Source organism: Agrilactobacillus yilanensis, assembly GCF_003946725.1.
GTDB lineage: Bacteria > Bacillota > Bacilli > Lactobacillales > Lactobacillaceae > Agrilactobacillus > Agrilactobacillus yilanensis.
The window spans coordinates 20,201-34,683 of the sequence record NZ_RHOY01000008.1 but is presented as its reverse complement, the minus strand read 5'-3'; the positions used below and the strand labels follow the sequence as shown (position 1 = coordinate 34,683).

At 41.1% G+C, this 14,483-nt stretch carries 18 protein-coding genes; 14 read left to right on the top strand and 4 right to left on the bottom strand.

Features of this window, described 5'->3' with window-relative positions:
• Positions 1-67: 67 nt before the first annotated feature.
• From EKM93_RS07020 to EKM93_RS06965, 12 genes are all read left to right on the top strand, one after another.
• The gene (locus tag EKM93_RS07020; protein WP_125714407.1) at positions 68-1,150 is read left to right on the top strand and encodes a HesA/MoeB/ThiF family protein; all 1,083 of its coding nucleotides are present in this window, start codon (positions 68-70) and stop codon (positions 1,148-1,150) included.
• Positions 1,122-1,595 (top strand): MogA/MoaB family molybdenum cofactor biosynthesis protein, encoded by a 474-nt coding sequence (locus EKM93_RS07015; protein ID WP_125714405.1) that lies wholly within the window; start codon positions 1,122-1,124, stop codon positions 1,593-1,595. The genes EKM93_RS07020 and EKM93_RS07015 overlap by 29 nt, the downstream gene beginning before the upstream one ends.
• A gap of 16 nt (positions 1,596-1,611) precedes the next feature.
• The gene (locus EKM93_RS07010) at positions 1,612-2,835 is read left to right on the top strand and encodes a molybdopterin molybdotransferase MoeA (protein WP_125714403.1); all 1,224 of its coding nucleotides are present in this window, start codon (positions 1,612-1,614) and stop codon (positions 2,833-2,835) included.
• Complete coding sequence (gene mobB, locus EKM93_RS13635; protein ID WP_125714401.1) at positions 2,811-3,314, top strand: molybdopterin-guanine dinucleotide biosynthesis protein B; 504 nt, start codon at positions 2,811-2,813, stop codon at positions 3,312-3,314. The genes EKM93_RS07010 and mobB overlap by 25 nt, the downstream gene beginning before the upstream one ends.
• Positions 3,315-3,323: 9 nt before the next feature.
• Positions 3,324-3,809, top strand: coding sequence for a cyclic pyranopterin monophosphate synthase MoaC (gene moaC, locus EKM93_RS13630; RefSeq protein ID WP_125714399.1), 486 nt, complete (start codon positions 3,324-3,326; stop codon positions 3,807-3,809).
• Positions 3,781-4,377 (top strand): molybdenum cofactor guanylyltransferase, encoded by a 597-nt coding sequence (gene mobA / locus EKM93_RS06995; RefSeq protein ID WP_164507023.1) that lies wholly within the window; start codon positions 3,781-3,783, stop codon positions 4,375-4,377. Before moaC ends, mobA begins: the two co-directional genes overlap by 29 nt.
• Positions 4,370-4,633, top strand: a complete 264-nt coding sequence (locus tag EKM93_RS06990) for a hypothetical protein (RefSeq protein ID WP_225423660.1) — start codon at positions 4,370-4,372, stop codon at positions 4,631-4,633. Before mobA ends, EKM93_RS06990 begins: the two co-directional genes overlap by 8 nt.
• 67 nt (positions 4,634-4,700) lie before the next feature.
• Positions 4,701-5,129 (top strand): GAF domain-containing protein, encoded by a 429-nt coding sequence (locus EKM93_RS06985; protein ID WP_125714395.1) that lies wholly within the window; start codon positions 4,701-4,703, stop codon positions 5,127-5,129.
• Between the two features lie 380 nt (positions 5,130-5,509).
• Positions 5,510-6,562, top strand: coding sequence for a sensor histidine kinase (locus tag EKM93_RS06980; protein WP_125714393.1), 1,053 nt, complete (start codon positions 5,510-5,512; stop codon positions 6,560-6,562).
• Position 6,563: 1 nt separating this feature from the next.
• A complete protein-coding gene (locus tag EKM93_RS06975) occupies positions 6,564-7,220 on the top strand; it encodes a response regulator (RefSeq protein ID WP_125714390.1) in 657 nt (218 codons plus the stop codon).
• Positions 7,221-7,277: 57 nt separating this feature from the next.
• Positions 7,278-8,576: a hypothetical protein gene (locus EKM93_RS06970; RefSeq protein WP_125714388.1), complete on the top strand. Its 1,299-nt coding sequence runs from the start codon at positions 7,278-7,280 to the stop codon at positions 8,574-8,576.
• Between the two features lie 11 nt (positions 8,577-8,587).
• Positions 8,588-9,682 (top strand): ABC transporter permease subunit, encoded by a 1,095-nt coding sequence (locus tag EKM93_RS06965; protein ID WP_125714386.1) that lies wholly within the window; start codon positions 8,588-8,590, stop codon positions 9,680-9,682.
• Here the strand turns inward: EKM93_RS06965 and EKM93_RS06960 are convergent.
• The 4 genes from EKM93_RS06960 to EKM93_RS06945 all read right to left on the bottom strand — a co-directional run bounded on the left by EKM93_RS06960 (position 9,679) and on the right by EKM93_RS06945 (position 12,755).
• Entirely contained in the window at positions 9,679-10,557 is an 879-nt protein-coding gene (locus EKM93_RS06960; RefSeq protein WP_164507022.1) for an ABC transporter ATP-binding protein, read from the bottom strand. The two genes, EKM93_RS06965 and EKM93_RS06960, sit on opposite strands and share 4 nt — an antisense overlap.
• Before the next feature lie 2 nt (positions 10,558-10,559).
• A complete protein-coding gene (locus EKM93_RS06955) occupies positions 10,560-11,549 on the bottom strand; it encodes a WxL protein peptidoglycan domain-containing protein (protein WP_125714382.1) in 990 nt (329 codons plus the stop codon).
• Positions 11,550-11,631: 82 nt separating this feature from the next.
• Positions 11,632-12,372: a (Fe-S)-binding protein gene (locus EKM93_RS06950; protein WP_225423661.1), complete on the bottom strand. Its 741-nt coding sequence runs from the start codon at positions 12,370-12,372 to the stop codon at positions 11,632-11,634.
• A gap of 11 nt (positions 12,373-12,383) precedes the next feature.
• On the bottom strand, positions 12,384-12,755 hold the full coding sequence (locus EKM93_RS06945) for a 4Fe-4S dicluster domain-containing protein (protein ID WP_125714378.1): 372 nt from the start codon (positions 12,753-12,755) through the stop codon (positions 12,384-12,386).
• Between the two features lie 332 nt (positions 12,756-13,087).
• On the opposite strand from EKM93_RS06945, the gene EKM93_RS06940 reads away from it, so the two are divergent.
• Both EKM93_RS06940 and EKM93_RS06935 read left to right on the top strand, forming a co-directional pair.
• Positions 13,088-13,798: a TVP38/TMEM64 family protein gene (locus EKM93_RS06940; protein WP_125714376.1), complete on the top strand. Its 711-nt coding sequence runs from the start codon at positions 13,088-13,090 to the stop codon at positions 13,796-13,798.
• Positions 13,799-13,825: 27 nt separating this feature from the next.
• The gene (locus tag EKM93_RS06935) at positions 13,826-14,482 is read left to right on the top strand and encodes a YdjY domain-containing protein (protein WP_125714374.1); all 657 of its coding nucleotides are present in this window, start codon (positions 13,826-13,828) and stop codon (positions 14,480-14,482) included.
• Position 14,483 lies beyond the last annotated feature (1 nt).

Sequence of the window (14,483 nt, the reverse complement as noted above, 5' to 3'; positions counted from 1 at the left end):
GATAGCATTGGAGGTGCTATACTTCGATTAGGGAAAAGCCTAAATTGAGCTAAACGGGGTATTTGTTATGAACACAAACACAAACTTAGACAGCCTAGCCCGCTATGACCGCCAAATGCGCGTTAAGCAAATCGGTCAAAACGGCCAAACCAATATTCGCCAAGCCCGTGTCCTTTTAATTGGAGCCGGTGCTTTAGGCAGCTACTGCGCAGAATTATTAGCCCGTGCCGGGGTGGGGGCACTTGAAATCTTCGATCCAGATATTGTCAGTCTCACTAATTTACAGCGGCAGACCTTATTCACCGAAGCCGATGCTGCTTCAGATACTTTTAAAGTAGAAGCAGTTCAAAAAGCCTTGGCTGCTATCAATTCCGAGGTTGCCGTTACGGTTCATCCTTATGAACTATCTGAAAGCCGCTTCCAAGATTTGCCCGCCTTTGATTTGGCAATTGACTGTACGGACAACTTTCAAGTTCGGGATTTATTGAATCAATTGGCCTTGAAATATAACTTTGATTTCATCTTTGGTTCTTGCGCTGGTGTCAGCGGTAACGTCATGGCAGTAGATCCAAAAAACGGGCCTTGTCTGCACTGCCTATTTCCAAATATAGAAGCTTTGAAAAAAACGGACTGTGATCTATTAGGTGTAAACACAGCCTTAATTCCACTGGTCAGCGGTCTGCAAGTTTCCTTAGCTTTGAAATACTTAACCGCCAAAAAAGAAGTGGCTTTTAACCAACTAATCACGATTGATAATTGGCGGATGACTCAGCAGAAATTTACAGTTTTAAAAAATCCAAATTGTAAAGCCTGCAGTCAACCCACTACTCAAATTACCGAAGATTATCAAAATACGATGAAAGTCCTCTGCGGTACAAATGTTTATAGTATTTATTTAGATGCTTCATTGAACTTAACGACTATGAAACAATTTTTAACGGCTCAAAAAATAACCTTCACCGCCAACCCATTGTGTGTACAATTTGTTTGGCAAGATTTAAATCTAACCTATTTTAAGAACCACAAACTATTCATCTATGATGCCCCAGACAAAACAAGTGCTTTAACAATTTATGACACCTTAACGCAACGATTACAGCAAACACAGGAGGCAAAAAAGCATGCCCAAAGCAGCAATTCTAACAGTTAGTGACACCCGTACTTTAGAAAATGACGAAAGCGGTAACTTATTACAAGCTTTATTAGAAAGCCATACCGATTTCTCTGCTAAAGCCCGGCGTATTGTGAAAGATGACGTTTTGGAAATCCAACACGCGTTTACCGAGTTGGCATTAATGCCTGAAATTAGCCTAATTTTGACAAACGGCGGTACCGGCATTGCCCAGCGGGATGTGACTTTTCAAGCTTTAACCCCTTTACTCACTGATACCATCCCCGGATTTGGTGAATTATTCCGGCAGTTAAGCTATAACGATATCGGTACCCATGCCATGGCTTCACGGGCCGAAGCCGGTTTTACCGTGCGCCAGCAGCTCTGCTTTATTTTACCCGGCTCTAAGAAAGCCAATGAATTAGCTATGAATCAAATTATTTTGCCAGAATTGCACCATCTCTTCAAAGAACGTACAAAATGAAAGTAGGTTATTACATATGTTAGACCAACGTACTGCGATTACTATCGATGAAGCCAAAGCAAAAATTGACGCCATCCCTTTAAGCTATCACACGGAAACAATCTCCGTTTTAAACGCCAATCAACGGGTCTTAGCTGAAACGTTTAAAGTCCCTTATGATTTTCCAAATTTCCGTCGTTCTAAATATGATGGTTACGCTATCCGTGCTGAAGATGACCATGATTTCCCCAAAAACTTCAAAGTGATGTCTGAAGTCCCAGCCGGCGCCGTTTACGATCAGCCCCTCGGTGAAAATGAAACCGTTCGGATTATGACCGGTGCAGCGGTACCCGACAATACTGGCAAAGTGATTATGTTAGAACAAAGTCGCCCTGTTGCTGATGCAAAAGATCAAATTCAATTAACCGAAACGGCTAAAGGCTCTAACATTGTCGAAATCGGCGTTGAATATCATAAAGATGCCCCACTGATTGAGGCTGGAACCGTCTTAAACCCTGGTTATTTAAGCTTACTATCCGCCTTTGGTATCACTGAAATTGCCGTTTATGCCACTCCAAAAGTTGGCATTATTAGTACGGGTACTGAAGTTTTAGCACCGGGACAGCCTTTAGAACCCGGTAAAATTTACAATAGTAACGGGGCTTTATTAGCCGGTTTAGTTGTGGAAAGCGGCGGTGAAGTAGTCGCAACTCGGCAAATTGTAGATGATTATCAATTGCTATTAGACCAGCTGGATGAACTTGTGGCTAGCTGTGATTTAATCTTAACTACCGGTGGCGTTTCCGTTGGTGATTATGACTTCTTAGCCATGGCTGCTAAAGCATCCCAAAAATTGATTTTTAACAAACTTAAAATGCGCCCTGGCAGTGTAACGACTGCGTTTATCTATAAAGATACACCTATCTTGGCACTATCAGGTAATCCCGGTGCATGCTTTACCGGTTTTTACCTTTATACCGAACCGTTATTACGCCGCTTAGCCCACGATACAAGTCATGTGACCCATAGTACGGGTATTATTGAAAAACCATACCATGTGACCAATAGTTATGATCGCATTTTACGGGGTACTTATCGCGTTGCGGACGGCAAAACTTATGTCCAATTAATTGGTAGTGATCAATCTGGCGCTTTAGGTAATCTTGGTTTAGCCACTTGTTTATTCAAGATCCCTGGCAGTGAAAAACCGATCGAAACCATGAGCGAGGTTGAAGTATGGCACTTACCCTACAGGTCATAGGCTACAAAAAATGTGGTAAGACCACTGTTTTGACGGATTTCTTAATTGCCGCACAGCAGTTAAATTTAAAAACAGCTATTTTTAAACATAATGCCCATAATGATGCGGATTTAGATCAGCAGCGTACAGATACCCATCGTTTTCGGCAAACGGGCGTTGCGCAAATTATTTTACGCTCAGATCATGAAGTTTTTGTCCGTAAACAACAGCCGGCCCAGTTGAATCTACCCGCGATGATTGCGACTTACACGGACACGGATACAGATTTAATCTTAGTGGAGGGCTTTAAGACCGCGGATTATCCAAAACTTGTTTTATTACGATCAACGGATAAATTAACGGACTTTACTGTGACTCATCTTGACTACCAAGCCACGCTCTGGCCTGAAAAAGTTAAGGATCAAATCTTAGATTTTTCCACCGCTGCTAAACGCCAAGCCTGGTTCGAAACTTGGCTGACACTTAAATTCAAGAAATGAGGTTCCTTTATGTCTGAAGACCAACTCACCCATTTTAATGACCAAGATCGGGCTAAAATGGTGGATGTCACTGAAAAAAACACCACTTTCCGCCAAGCAACAGCCACCGGCAAAATTACCATGCATCCTGAAACTTTGGCACGGATTCATGCCGGTCAAATCAAAAAAGGCGATGTTTTAGCCGTGGCTCAAGTGGCCGGGATTATGGCCGCTAAAAAAACCAGCGACCTGATTCCTATGTGCCATTTAATTCCGTTAACCGGTGTGGATATTCATTTCAGTGATAACGACCAAGATACCATCACTGCTGATGTCACAGTCAAAACTAAAAATGTCACCGGTGTAGAAATGGAAGCTTTAATCGGCTGCCAAACGGCGCTACTGACCATCTATGATATGTGTAAAGCCATGGATCGAGGGATGGTCTTGAACGACTGCCACTTAGTTGAAAAAATGGGTGGTAAAAGTGGGCATTTCATCTATGACGCCCAATAAACCAATCGGCCTAATTTTAGCCGGTGGCCATTCTCGGCGCTTTGGCACTGACAAAGCCTTATACCGCCCAACCCCAAAAGCTTTACCGCAAGTTCAGCAAATGGCTTTAATTCTAGCACCGCTAGTTTCTCAGATTTTTGTCAGCGTCAATCACCATAATCAAAGTGCAATTACGAAACTGTTCGCTAATGATAACGCAACTACTGTTTTAGCGGACCAAGCACCGTTTGTTGACCAAGGCCCTTTAAGCGGGATTTATGCCACCTGTCACTATTTAAAAACAACCACTGATTTTTTGATGGTCCCCACCGATTATCCTAAATTAGAAACCGCCACCTTAAACCAATTGTTAAAACAGCCTTGTTATCCAGTAGTCGACCAACGCAGTCACCAGACGATTGCCCATTTTGAAACTAATGAAAACGCAGTCGAACACTATCTCAATACTGGTCAGCGCCGAGTTCGCATTTTTTTGACTGAAGCTTGTGGCTGTCAACCGTTTGTTCTGGCGTCAAATTATCAACCCCAATTTACTAATTACAACCAAAGGAGTGGTCAAAATGACTAACCCAATCGACCAAGCCCAGATGACCACCGGTGATTTCCAACGTTTATTACAAATTGCCTTAAGTGATCTCAGCATCCGGCGCACCCTCATGGAAAACCAAATTCACCAATTGGAAGAAGCACCCCATACTTTAGAGCAGGAAAATGCCATCGATCAATTAGACCAACAGATCCAGCGCATCGCCACCGACTACCGTCATTATCAACGTTTTGTGGACCCTGAGCTAGCCGCAAAAATCAAAGTTGACTATGACTGACCGCCAAGACTGCTCGTATACTGTGCGTCCCCTTTCAGCTCGTGTCCGTAGAAAAGAGGTAACCATCATGGTAGGACCAGCAGATAAAATCGCTTACGAAACCCTCGTTCAAACAATCTATCAAAAATCTAACTTCGACTTTGTTGGCATCGCCCTAAAAAGTGCCGATAGCCTGGAACAAATCAAATGGCGTTACGTCCGAGGCAACATTACGCAACGCTACCGCCGCATCGTCTTACGTAACGGCCTAGGCATCGCCGGTTTAGTCTTACGCACCGGCGAACCCTTCTTTGACAACGCCCTTAATGACAAATCGCAAAACTTAATGTACACCCCCATTACCGTTGTTGAAAAATTAAATTCAGCCGCCGCAATCCCCATAATAGACCCTCAAAGCCGCGCCGTAACAGGCGTTCTCATGGCTGGCTACCGAAACGGCTCACCGGTTTCTCATGAAACCGTAGCCATTTTGCGGTATTATCTAAGAAGGGCCTAAAAAAGAGAATAAGAAACAGAGCGTGAAGGGGCACGGGTGACTTTGAGCATAACCTAAAATTACGCCGGAAGCCTGCACTTGGCTTACAAGTAATTTGTAGTTATGTGAAAAGTCAGTGACCCTGAACGCGTTTAGAGCGTGAAGAAGTACGGTTTGACAATGCGCATAACCTAGACTTACGAAATAAGCCCGCACTTGGCTTGTGAGTAAGCCGTAGTTATGTAAATTGTCAGTACTTCTGAACGCGTTTAAAACAAACACACTAAATAACCGCACAAAATAAGCCCTATCTCGCTTTTTGACCCTAGAGCTGTTTTTGTGCGGTTTAACTTATTCTCTAGCTTAGTCCAAAGGCAAAACGTACCAAAGGGGGAATCGTTATGCTTGAAGTATCCAATTGGATCATGGAAAACTTCAGCCACGCCAGCGACGCCATGCTGATTTTTCAAGATGATCAACTTTTGATCATGAACGATTTAGCGGAAAATTTAATTGAGCGTTCAGATATTGACATCAATTATTTGAAACAAATCGTTTTTTCACATATAAAACGGGATAATACTGAGTCAGATGAATGCTTTGACTGCGTCATTAAAAATCAGCTGACAGATATTACTATCCCAATCACTTTAAACAGTGATACCGACACGCCACTCTCATTTTCACTCGTCTATCGCCGACTCTCAACTTCCGAAAACGTCTACTCTATTATTCTTAAAAGCATGGATGCCCAACAACGAATGGACCAACTATCCATTCAAAAGTCCTTAGTCCAATATGTTAACCGCGCCCACGAAGACGAACGCAAACAAATTTCTGAAGACTTACATGACTCGATTGCACAAGGCATCTTTACGGCGATTATGGGCATTAGCCGCCTAATTTCAGAACAAAGCACCGCCAGCAAAGCAGATTTTGCCAAACAAGGCGACCTCTTGCAAGTACAGCTGCGGGAAGTACTGAATGAAGTTAAAGGGATGGCTTTAGATCTGCGCCCTTCTGCACTAGACGACTTAGGGCTGGTCCCTGCCTTAAAGACGCTGATTCAGCGCCTGCAGGAAAATACCGGTATCCAAATTACGTTTATCAACCGATTAAGTCCAGAGGTAACCATCCCTAACGACGTCGCTATCGTTGTTTACCGCATTGCCCAAGAAGCAATGAGCAATGCCATCAAACACGCCGACACGGACGAAATCACACTCTTACTTTTGACCCATAACAAGCGTATCTCTTTAGAAGTCATTGACTCCGGCAAAGGCTTTGATATTGAAAAAATGGGTCAACCTAATGGCCGCTCATTAGGTTTATTAAACATGAATGAACGGGTAAAAGCATTAAATGGTGTCTTTACGCTGGACTCCAAAATTGGAGAAGGAACCACTGTTAAAGTAGAATTTCCAATTATCTCCGCCCATTTGGAGGCTGGTTAACTTGTATAATGTTTTAATCGCTGATGATCATGCCATCGTGCGGAATGGTCTATCTTTTTTAATCAACCAACAACCAGATTTTACCGTTGTAGACCAAGCCGCTGACGGCAATCAAACCTATATGAAAGTCGAACAAAACGCCATTGATATCCTAGTCATGGATCTATCCATGCCACCAGGTGAAAGTGGTCTAATTACAACTAAACGCATTCACGAACATTTTCCTAAAGTCAAAATTATTATTTTATCAATGCATGAAGAAGAAGAATACATCCGTCAAGCATTACAAAACGGTGCGAACGCTTATATTTTAAAAAGCTCTCCAGATGCTGAATTATTAACTGGTCTAGCCAAAGTCAGTGCCGATGAGACTTACTTAGACCAAAATATTCGGCTATCTGAAGAATCCGCCGAAGCTATCAATAGCGTTGGTGAGACGGATTTGAATTTAAAAGAATATAATAACTTGTCCAACCGTGAAAAAGAGGTTTTGCCACTAGTTGCCTTAGGTTACTCTAATAAAGAAATCGCACAGCAACTCTTCATCTCTGTCAAAACCGTTGAAGCGCACAAGGCAAATATTATGAAGAAACTCAAAACTAAAAATCGTGCGGAACTCATTCAATATGCGATCCATCATCATTTAATTGAATTATAACCAAAAATAATCTATCTTTATGTATATAAAGATAGATTATTTAATTGGAGGTGAATAATGAAGCATTTATGTGGCTTCATTTTCAAAGCACACTGGCGTTCAAAGCGGCGTTATGTAATGCTAGGTTTACTATTAGGCTTGATCAGCGTAACTTTTTTTATCTTCAAACAGCAGCAAAACGTTGAACAATCACAACAAATAATGGCCATAAGGTACAATACGTCTTCTATGAAACTGCTTTATGAAAATGAAAAAGCCATAAAGCGCTCAGGACTAAAGCCATTCATGCAGGCACAAAATCGAGCAAAACAAGGCGATGAACGTGCCTTCGTCCAACTAGATGCTATTAGTGCAAACCTCGGAAGCAATGAAGCTTATGGCGTAAATAACGGGGCTGTTTTGAGCAATAGCGGCGAACAGCTTCACATGGACGACCGTTTTGGCCCAATTGTCGTTCAACGCGCAATGGCCAATAGAAAAAAACTGGATGCGCAATTGCTTAAACAAAACTTACCCCTGAGTTCTATTCGCTATGGTACTGGAAATTGGACCTTTGTAATTAGCTTATTACCGCTTTTAACGTCTTTGGCAGGGCTTGTTCTATTGGTCAGCATGATTTTTATCGAAACTTTTTATGATTTAACAAGTCACCGATGTTACTTTTTGACAGCTTTGCCATTAACTAGACGACAAGTCTTCTTAAGCCAAACCATAGTGTTCTTCATAGATGTTTGTCTGTTATTATTCATCTGTTTGGGCTTTGCTTGGGGCTTAAGCACCGGTTTAGGTCAAAGGCTACCCGGAACTTATCCGATACTAGCACAGTTTCATCATGAATTTACAATAATACCAGCAACGTTAGTTACTCTAAGTAGTGCTTTCTTATTTTTAATGGGTTGCTTGGTAATTTATTTATTTGTACGGCTCGTTTTAATTAGCCTACATGCTTTAACCGATTCGATTTTACGTTTAGGTACTTTATTATTGAGCTATAGTTTGGTATTTCTGATCACACTGCTCAGTTATCTACCGGGACTGTGCCCCCGTTTTATATTACAGTGGCTGCCCAGTAGCTACTTACAAGCCAGCCGTGTTCTATTCGGAACGGACTACATCGCACAATTTTTTATTAGTATTACTGAATTTAACACCCTACCAGATCATCCCCGGACGATGATTACAGCACTGATCCAAAACTTAAATTATTATAATGGCTCTACCATTGGAAATGTGGGTAATTACGACTTGCAATATTTCGGCGGTTTTCTCCAAGCAAGCGCTGTGTTAGGCGGGACAATTGCAATCTTATTAATCTTAAATTGCACTTGGTTAACACGGACAAATCGAATCAATTAAGGGGTTATATCATGTTTTGGGAATGGCAGCAATGGACAAAAAGCTGGTGGCATTGGTTATTTTTAGGTCTTTGTATTGGCCTAATTTTTGGTGCATATAGCTATTTTGATTATCAAGCACAGGTTAAATTACAACAAACAAAACAACAGCTTAAGGCAGAATATACACAGATTAATAATGATTTAGAATCAACGACCTCGTCAAATCAGCTTAACGCACAACAAAAACAGCAGCTTAAGACAAGTCGAGTGGTTTTGAATAATTATTATACCGCATTAAAAACAAAGCCTTCGACAAGGCTAGTTAAGGCTAGACTGCAGTATTTTAAAAATGAACGTCGGCAACAACAACTTGGTCTCAGTAATGCAAACTACACCCAAGCGGAGATAAAGTTTAATATTGCTCGAGATCAGTACCTGCAGCAAAAAAAACTGCCACCGATTACGCATTATGAAAAACCTAGTATTTTGATGTTTCATGTCTATTTGTGGCAAAGTAATCTTTTATGGCTATTGATTGGGCTATTGATTTTACAAGGTTTTCCTATTTTTGCTCGAGACTATGAGCAAGGTACCTTAAAATTGCTGTATACCCTGCCCAAGCCACGCAAACGAATTTTTAATGCAAAACACAAACTACTGACTTCAATTATTGGCAGCGAACTTCTTTTATTGGGGCTACTCGCAAGTGTGATTGCTGGAATCAGCAGCCATAAATTAGGTTATTGGCAATATCCATTAGCTTTTAAGGCAGGACATGTGTTAACGGTGGGCCACTTCTTACTCGGTGCGCTGATTTTGGCAATTGGCCTATTACTGGTGGGCAGCAGCTGTCTGCGCTTGATCAGTAATCTAATGAAAGATCGTTTTACAACCGTGTTGCTCTGTAGTGCTGTCCTATTTGTACCCATCTTTTTTGGCCTACAAAAAACCAGCAGTTGGCAAACTCTGCTGGTTCCATTCGTCCAATTATCTTTTTATAATCATCTGCAGCCTTGGATGCACTATCCCCAAATAATTGGCTTGGCCTTTTTAGTCGATTTAAGCTTTGCCTTAGGTTTAAGTGCCGTCGCGCACCTTTTAGAGACACGTTATCGGTTTACTTAGTGGATACGATTATTCTTAAACAATTGAAAATAAATTTGTTCGGTATTTAATTTTTTAACGCTGGTATCCAAAATTTCATTTGGGGTACCAGCTAATTTTTTGATTAAATCTTCAAACCTAGCGGGCGTTACATTCAAAATAGCTTTGTGCTCGGTAAGAATTGTGAGTGCTGCAACAGGCACTAAAGTCTTTAAAACAGCACTATCGTTTAAAACAACTGTATACGCCTTCGCTGTTAAAGTGTCCTCTTTTGGTTTGACCAATTTGCCGTGGGCCAAAAAAACAACATTATCTGTAAGCCGATCAATTTCGTCCAAATTATGGGATGAGAAGATAATCGTTGTCCCCTGTTGGTGATAATCCAACAGAATTTCTCGAACAAGATTAATAGCCCGAGGATCTAGCCCATTCAGCGGTTCGTCTAACAGAATTAATTTAGGCTGTGGCAAAATCGCTAAGGTGAACAACAATAATTGTTTCATCCCCATAGAATAGTGCTTGACTTGCTTCTTTAAAAAATTGCGAATCCCAACTCGATCAATGATCCTATTTACTTGTTGTGTGCTTAGCTGATAACTACTTTGAATGAGGCGAATATGATCCAAGCCGGTCTGCTGAGGAAATAAGACGGTGCTATCTTGCATATAGGTCATTTCTTTAAAGATCTGGTATTGCTTATTCGTTTTATCTAAAATCTCAATTTGACCTGTATCCCAAGGCTCTAAATTCGCAATGATATTTAATAACGTTGTCTTCCCAGTACCATTAGGCGCAACTAGCGCAAGAATTTCAGGCGTTTCAATCTGGTAATTAAGATCGTCTAAAATCTTTTGCGCTCCAAAAGTCTTTGATAAGTGTGTCAGTTCAAGAATCATCATTAACCTCGCTTATGAGTTTGTCGATAGCGACTTATAAAGAAGAGCACGACAATGACCATTGCGCCAAGTAAACCAATACCCAGTAGGCGATGCAAGTTTCGCTTCTGCTGGCGGACTTGTTTTTGTTTCATCTGACTAGATAGGATGCGCTTAACAGTTAAGTTGGTTGTCCGGTCAGTTTGATAATCTGCACTAGATAAACGCACCTTAACCTTATACTCACCCGGTTGTAAATCTTGTTTGGGCAGCCATAAGGTTGAAATAACATGGGGATAAATACTAAAGTGCTGTGTCGTAGTTTTGGCAGTTCCGTTACGTTCTTGAACCGTGATTTTTGCTTGAACATCTTCTAATAAGGCACCGCTATGATTTGCGATCGGAATGGCAATGCCTGCTTTGTTGTTTAATGTCTTAGGAAAAGGCATTTTTATTTTCAAGTTAGGGGTAACTGCATTGCGGTCATTTTGAACAATGATCGGCAATTCCAGCCCTTCTGAGCCTTGACTTGTTAACTCTGTATTTTGAGCAACTAACACAGATTTAAAGTTGATTTTACCAGCAATCTGGCCAACGACTGGTGTCGAGGGCATTTTTAGCGTAAAGGTAAGCACTTTAGTAGCATTCGGCTTGATCGTCAGCGTTTGCTTTGGTTTACCCGTGATCATAGAAGGCATCGTGGGCGTTTGATCCAGTAGTTTGGCTGCGGCCTGTAGTGATTCAGAACCGGCCACCCTTGTATTCGGATTTGAGATTTTAGCAGTGACCCGGTAGGTTTCCGCCGTATTATTTTTAAGGCGGGCTTGAATCACTTCGGTTTGGTCAGGTGCTAATACTAAATTCCAGTTTTCTGAACTATTTTCTTGCTGTGACATTGGAAATATTGGTGTTATTTCTACACTTTCAGCATTCACTGATTGTGGCCGATCTAACAGTAAACTGCTCAAAAAAAGTAGCCCTAAAATGGGTAGCCAGCGCATTGATCGCATCATTATTTTAACCCCTAAATAAATAATTTTATTATCTAAATTTAGATATTATAAGTATAAACTAGGAATTATAAACAAGCTATGATTATGACTTCTGAATCACACGTTTTGTCTGATAACGATTGGCCCAAGCCTTAACTGGATTACCTAATGCTGAAGGGGTGGGCGTATCCCCTAACTGCACCACGTCCCCAAAAATTAAATCTAATAAATGCCACGCCTTGCCGCCACCGACACCCATGGCAAAAGCACAACTGGCACAATAAGTCACAATATAATCCGTCTTAAAACTCTGTACCCGCTGTTGGGCAACATCATGACTTAAGTTTGGGTTAGAAACCCCACACATGCCCCCCATACCGCAGCACAGCGTATTTTGACCAGATAAACGACTCTTAGCTACCCCATAGCCCAGCTGCTTTAACAGATAAACCACCGCCTCATGAATCTCGGTCATTTGACTGGTCGGACAAGAATCTTGAATCGAAAAAACAACCTCACTGTCTTTAGCCTTATTCAAACATTGGGTGGGTAACCCTAATTCCGCCATCTTTACCCATAAGGAGCTTGTCATAAAGCGGTCTTCATCCCGCATCGTCCGCAGACACCCTTGGCACGCCACGATCAATTCATCCACACCAGCACCTTTGATCATTTGTGTTAAATTACCAAAGCGTTCTTGAAATTTCTCTTCTTGCCCAATCATCCGTGTTGGCCGGCCGCAACAAGCCTGAATTACCGCCAAATCTGGATAGAACTGCTGTAAATAATTAATTGCATCCCCCACACGCTGTGGTTTAGAAGAACTCAACGAACATCCTGCCATAAAGCCATAAGTCATTTTTTATCCCCACTTTTCTTAACCGTTGTGAATAGTGCACTTGTCGAAAACTTCTGATGAAATAAAACACCTTTTAACGCTTTTAAAGGTAATTGTTTCTGCTGCGCCATCAAATCTTGCCGCATACTCAAAAAAGCAGCATCTAACTGTAATTTTTGCGGGCAGACAAATTGGCAATGGCCACATAACAGACAAGAATACGGGACAACCGATTCAATTTCTTGTCCTTGAACAACCTTTTCAAAAAAGGCTTTGGGCGTCTCACAATTATTTTGTAAAAACAAACAATCTTTCATACAGCGGCCACACGCCGTACACTGGGTGACGATCTCTGCGGCCAGATCGGTGGTTTTCTTAGAATATTGCATTTGATCCGCTACTTTCTATCTTCAGTCCGCCAAACTTTGTAACTGAGTATACAAATTAAATTTTTTTGGACAAAATGTTTTTATTTTGTTATTATAATTTTATATATTAAATAACTTTTAGTCAAGGGTTATTTCAAATTTGAATACTTGAAAAACGTTGATATATAAGCTTATAATTGATGTTTTCAATTATTCCAAAACTATATAAAATATTTTATTAGTTTTAAATTTTTGATTTGTGATATCCTTAACGAATCAGTTTGTACAGGGCGAGATTTGTCCGCAAATCTCAGGTAGGTGTGGGACAACTTTATAGGAAAGGAGGTTTTTTGATGACTGAAACAACAAAAAAGAAGCATGCATGGTCCAGATGGATTTTAGTGGGGTTAATCCTCTTATTGGTCTTGCTGTATTTCTTAGTGCCAGCGGTCAATCAACAGGTCAATACAATTGTTAAAATGTTTGCCACTGGTGATTTCACGGTCATTCGGCAGTTTGTTGCCTCTTATGGCGCTTATGCGGTTTTAGTATCCTTTTTACTAATGATTTTCCAATCCGTTGCAGCACCATTACCGGCATTTTTGATCACGTTTGCCAATGCGAACTTATTTGGCTGGTGGCAAGGCGCTTTGCTTTCTTGGACAAGTGCGATGGCCGGTGCAGCCGTTTGTTTTGGAATTGCCCATGTGTTAGGTCGGGATGCTGTTGAGAAATTAACAAGCAAAAGCGGCTTAGCCCAAATTGACAACTTCTTTGACAAATATGGCCAACAAAGTATTTTGATTGCCCGGTTATTGCCGTTTATTTCTTTTGACATCGTGAGCTATGCCGCTGGATTAACCGCAATGTCTTTTGGTAGCTTTTTAATTGCCACTGGTTTGGGCCAATTACCTGCAACCATCATCTATTCTTATGTCGGCGGCATGCTGACAGGTGGGGCGAAATTATTTGTAACTGCGCTATTAATTTTATTTGCCCTTTCAGCTTTAATCGTTTTATTCCGGAAAATTTATACGGATCGTCAACAAAAAACAAATTCATAATTCATTTTATTTGGGGGAAGAATCATCATGAAATTCAAAAAAATACACGCTTTTATTTTCGCCGCCGCAGCTTTATTTACATTCAGCGCTTTAAACAGTCAATCTGTACAGGCTGCTACTAAAAATAGCGATATTGTCGTTAACAAAAAGGCCAAAACAGTGACTATGACCGCTGAAGTAAATGGTACATATTTCACGGAACCTACCCGTCACGGTATCGTTTATAAAGGTGGCTCTAATGGTGAAAAAGCCATTTTACGTGGTTTAGCTGATGAAAAAGATTTTTATCATGCTTTAGTTAAAATTGGGGCTAAACCTGGTAATAACTTAACCGCTGACGATATGAAGGCTGGCGCCAAAGATGGTAAATCAACAAAAGGCTCTAAATTAGACGTTACGATCAAATGGAAAGGTCAAAAAGCCATTCCATTCCAAAAGATTGTTAAATCTACTAAAAAATACACTGCTGATTTCCGTTTCAGCGGTAACTTAGCCAGTGCTAAGAAAAATAATACCGGTTGTACTTTATGCTTAGACAGCTGCGCTACCGGGATCGTTAGTGATGCTGCTTGGCCAACAGGCACGACCCAAAACAAAGTCGCTGAATTCAGAGGCAACAAAAAAGTCTTACCTAAAGACGGTACTAAAGTTAAAGTTACCTTTGCGTTAGCCAACAAAAAATAGC

Excerpts from the sequence above, each read along its gene's own strand:
- EKM93_RS07020 (WP_125714407.1), top strand. The coding sequence starts at position 68 with ATGAACACAAACACAAACTTAGACAGCCTAGCCCGCTATGACCGCCAA.
- EKM93_RS07015 (WP_125714405.1), top strand. The coding sequence starts at position 1,122 with ATGCCCAAAGCAGCAATTCTAACAGTTAGTGACACCCGTACTTTAGAA.
- EKM93_RS07010 (WP_125714403.1), top strand. The coding sequence starts at position 1,612 with ATGTTAGACCAACGTACTGCGATTACTATCGATGAAGCCAAAGCAAAA.
- mobB (WP_125714401.1), top strand. The coding sequence starts at position 2,811 with ATGGCACTTACCCTACAGGTCATAGGCTACAAAAAATGTGGTAAGACC.
- moaC (WP_125714399.1), top strand. The coding sequence starts at position 3,324 with ATGTCTGAAGACCAACTCACCCATTTTAATGACCAAGATCGGGCTAAA.
- EKM93_RS06990 (WP_225423660.1), top strand. The coding sequence starts at position 4,370 with ATGACTAACCCAATCGACCAAGCCCAGATGACCACCGGTGATTTCCAA.
- EKM93_RS06985 (WP_125714395.1), top strand. The coding sequence starts at position 4,701 with ATGGTAGGACCAGCAGATAAAATCGCTTACGAAACCCTCGTTCAAACA.
- EKM93_RS06980 (WP_125714393.1), top strand. The coding sequence starts at position 5,510 with ATGCTTGAAGTATCCAATTGGATCATGGAAAACTTCAGCCACGCCAGC.
- EKM93_RS06970 (WP_125714388.1), top strand. The coding sequence starts at position 7,278 with ATGAAGCATTTATGTGGCTTCATTTTCAAAGCACACTGGCGTTCAAAG.
- EKM93_RS06965 (WP_125714386.1), top strand. The coding sequence starts at position 8,588 with ATGTTTTGGGAATGGCAGCAATGGACAAAAAGCTGGTGGCATTGGTTA.
- EKM93_RS06960 (WP_164507022.1), bottom strand. The coding sequence starts at position 10,557 with ATGATTCTTGAACTGACACACTTATCAAAGACTTTTGGAGCGCAAAAG.
- EKM93_RS06955 (WP_125714382.1), bottom strand. The coding sequence starts at position 11,549 with ATGATGCGATCAATGCGCTGGCTACCCATTTTAGGGCTACTTTTTTTG.
- EKM93_RS06950 (WP_225423661.1), bottom strand. The coding sequence starts at position 12,372 with ATGGCAGGATGTTCGTTGAGTTCTTCTAAACCACAGCGTGTGGGGGAT.
- EKM93_RS06945 (WP_125714378.1), bottom strand. The coding sequence starts at position 12,755 with ATGCAATATTCTAAGAAAACCACCGATCTGGCCGCAGAGATCGTCACC.
- EKM93_RS06940 (WP_125714376.1), top strand. The coding sequence starts at position 13,088 with ATGACTGAAACAACAAAAAAGAAGCATGCATGGTCCAGATGGATTTTA.
- EKM93_RS06935 (WP_125714374.1), top strand. The coding sequence starts at position 13,826 with ATGAAATTCAAAAAAATACACGCTTTTATTTTCGCCGCCGCAGCTTTA.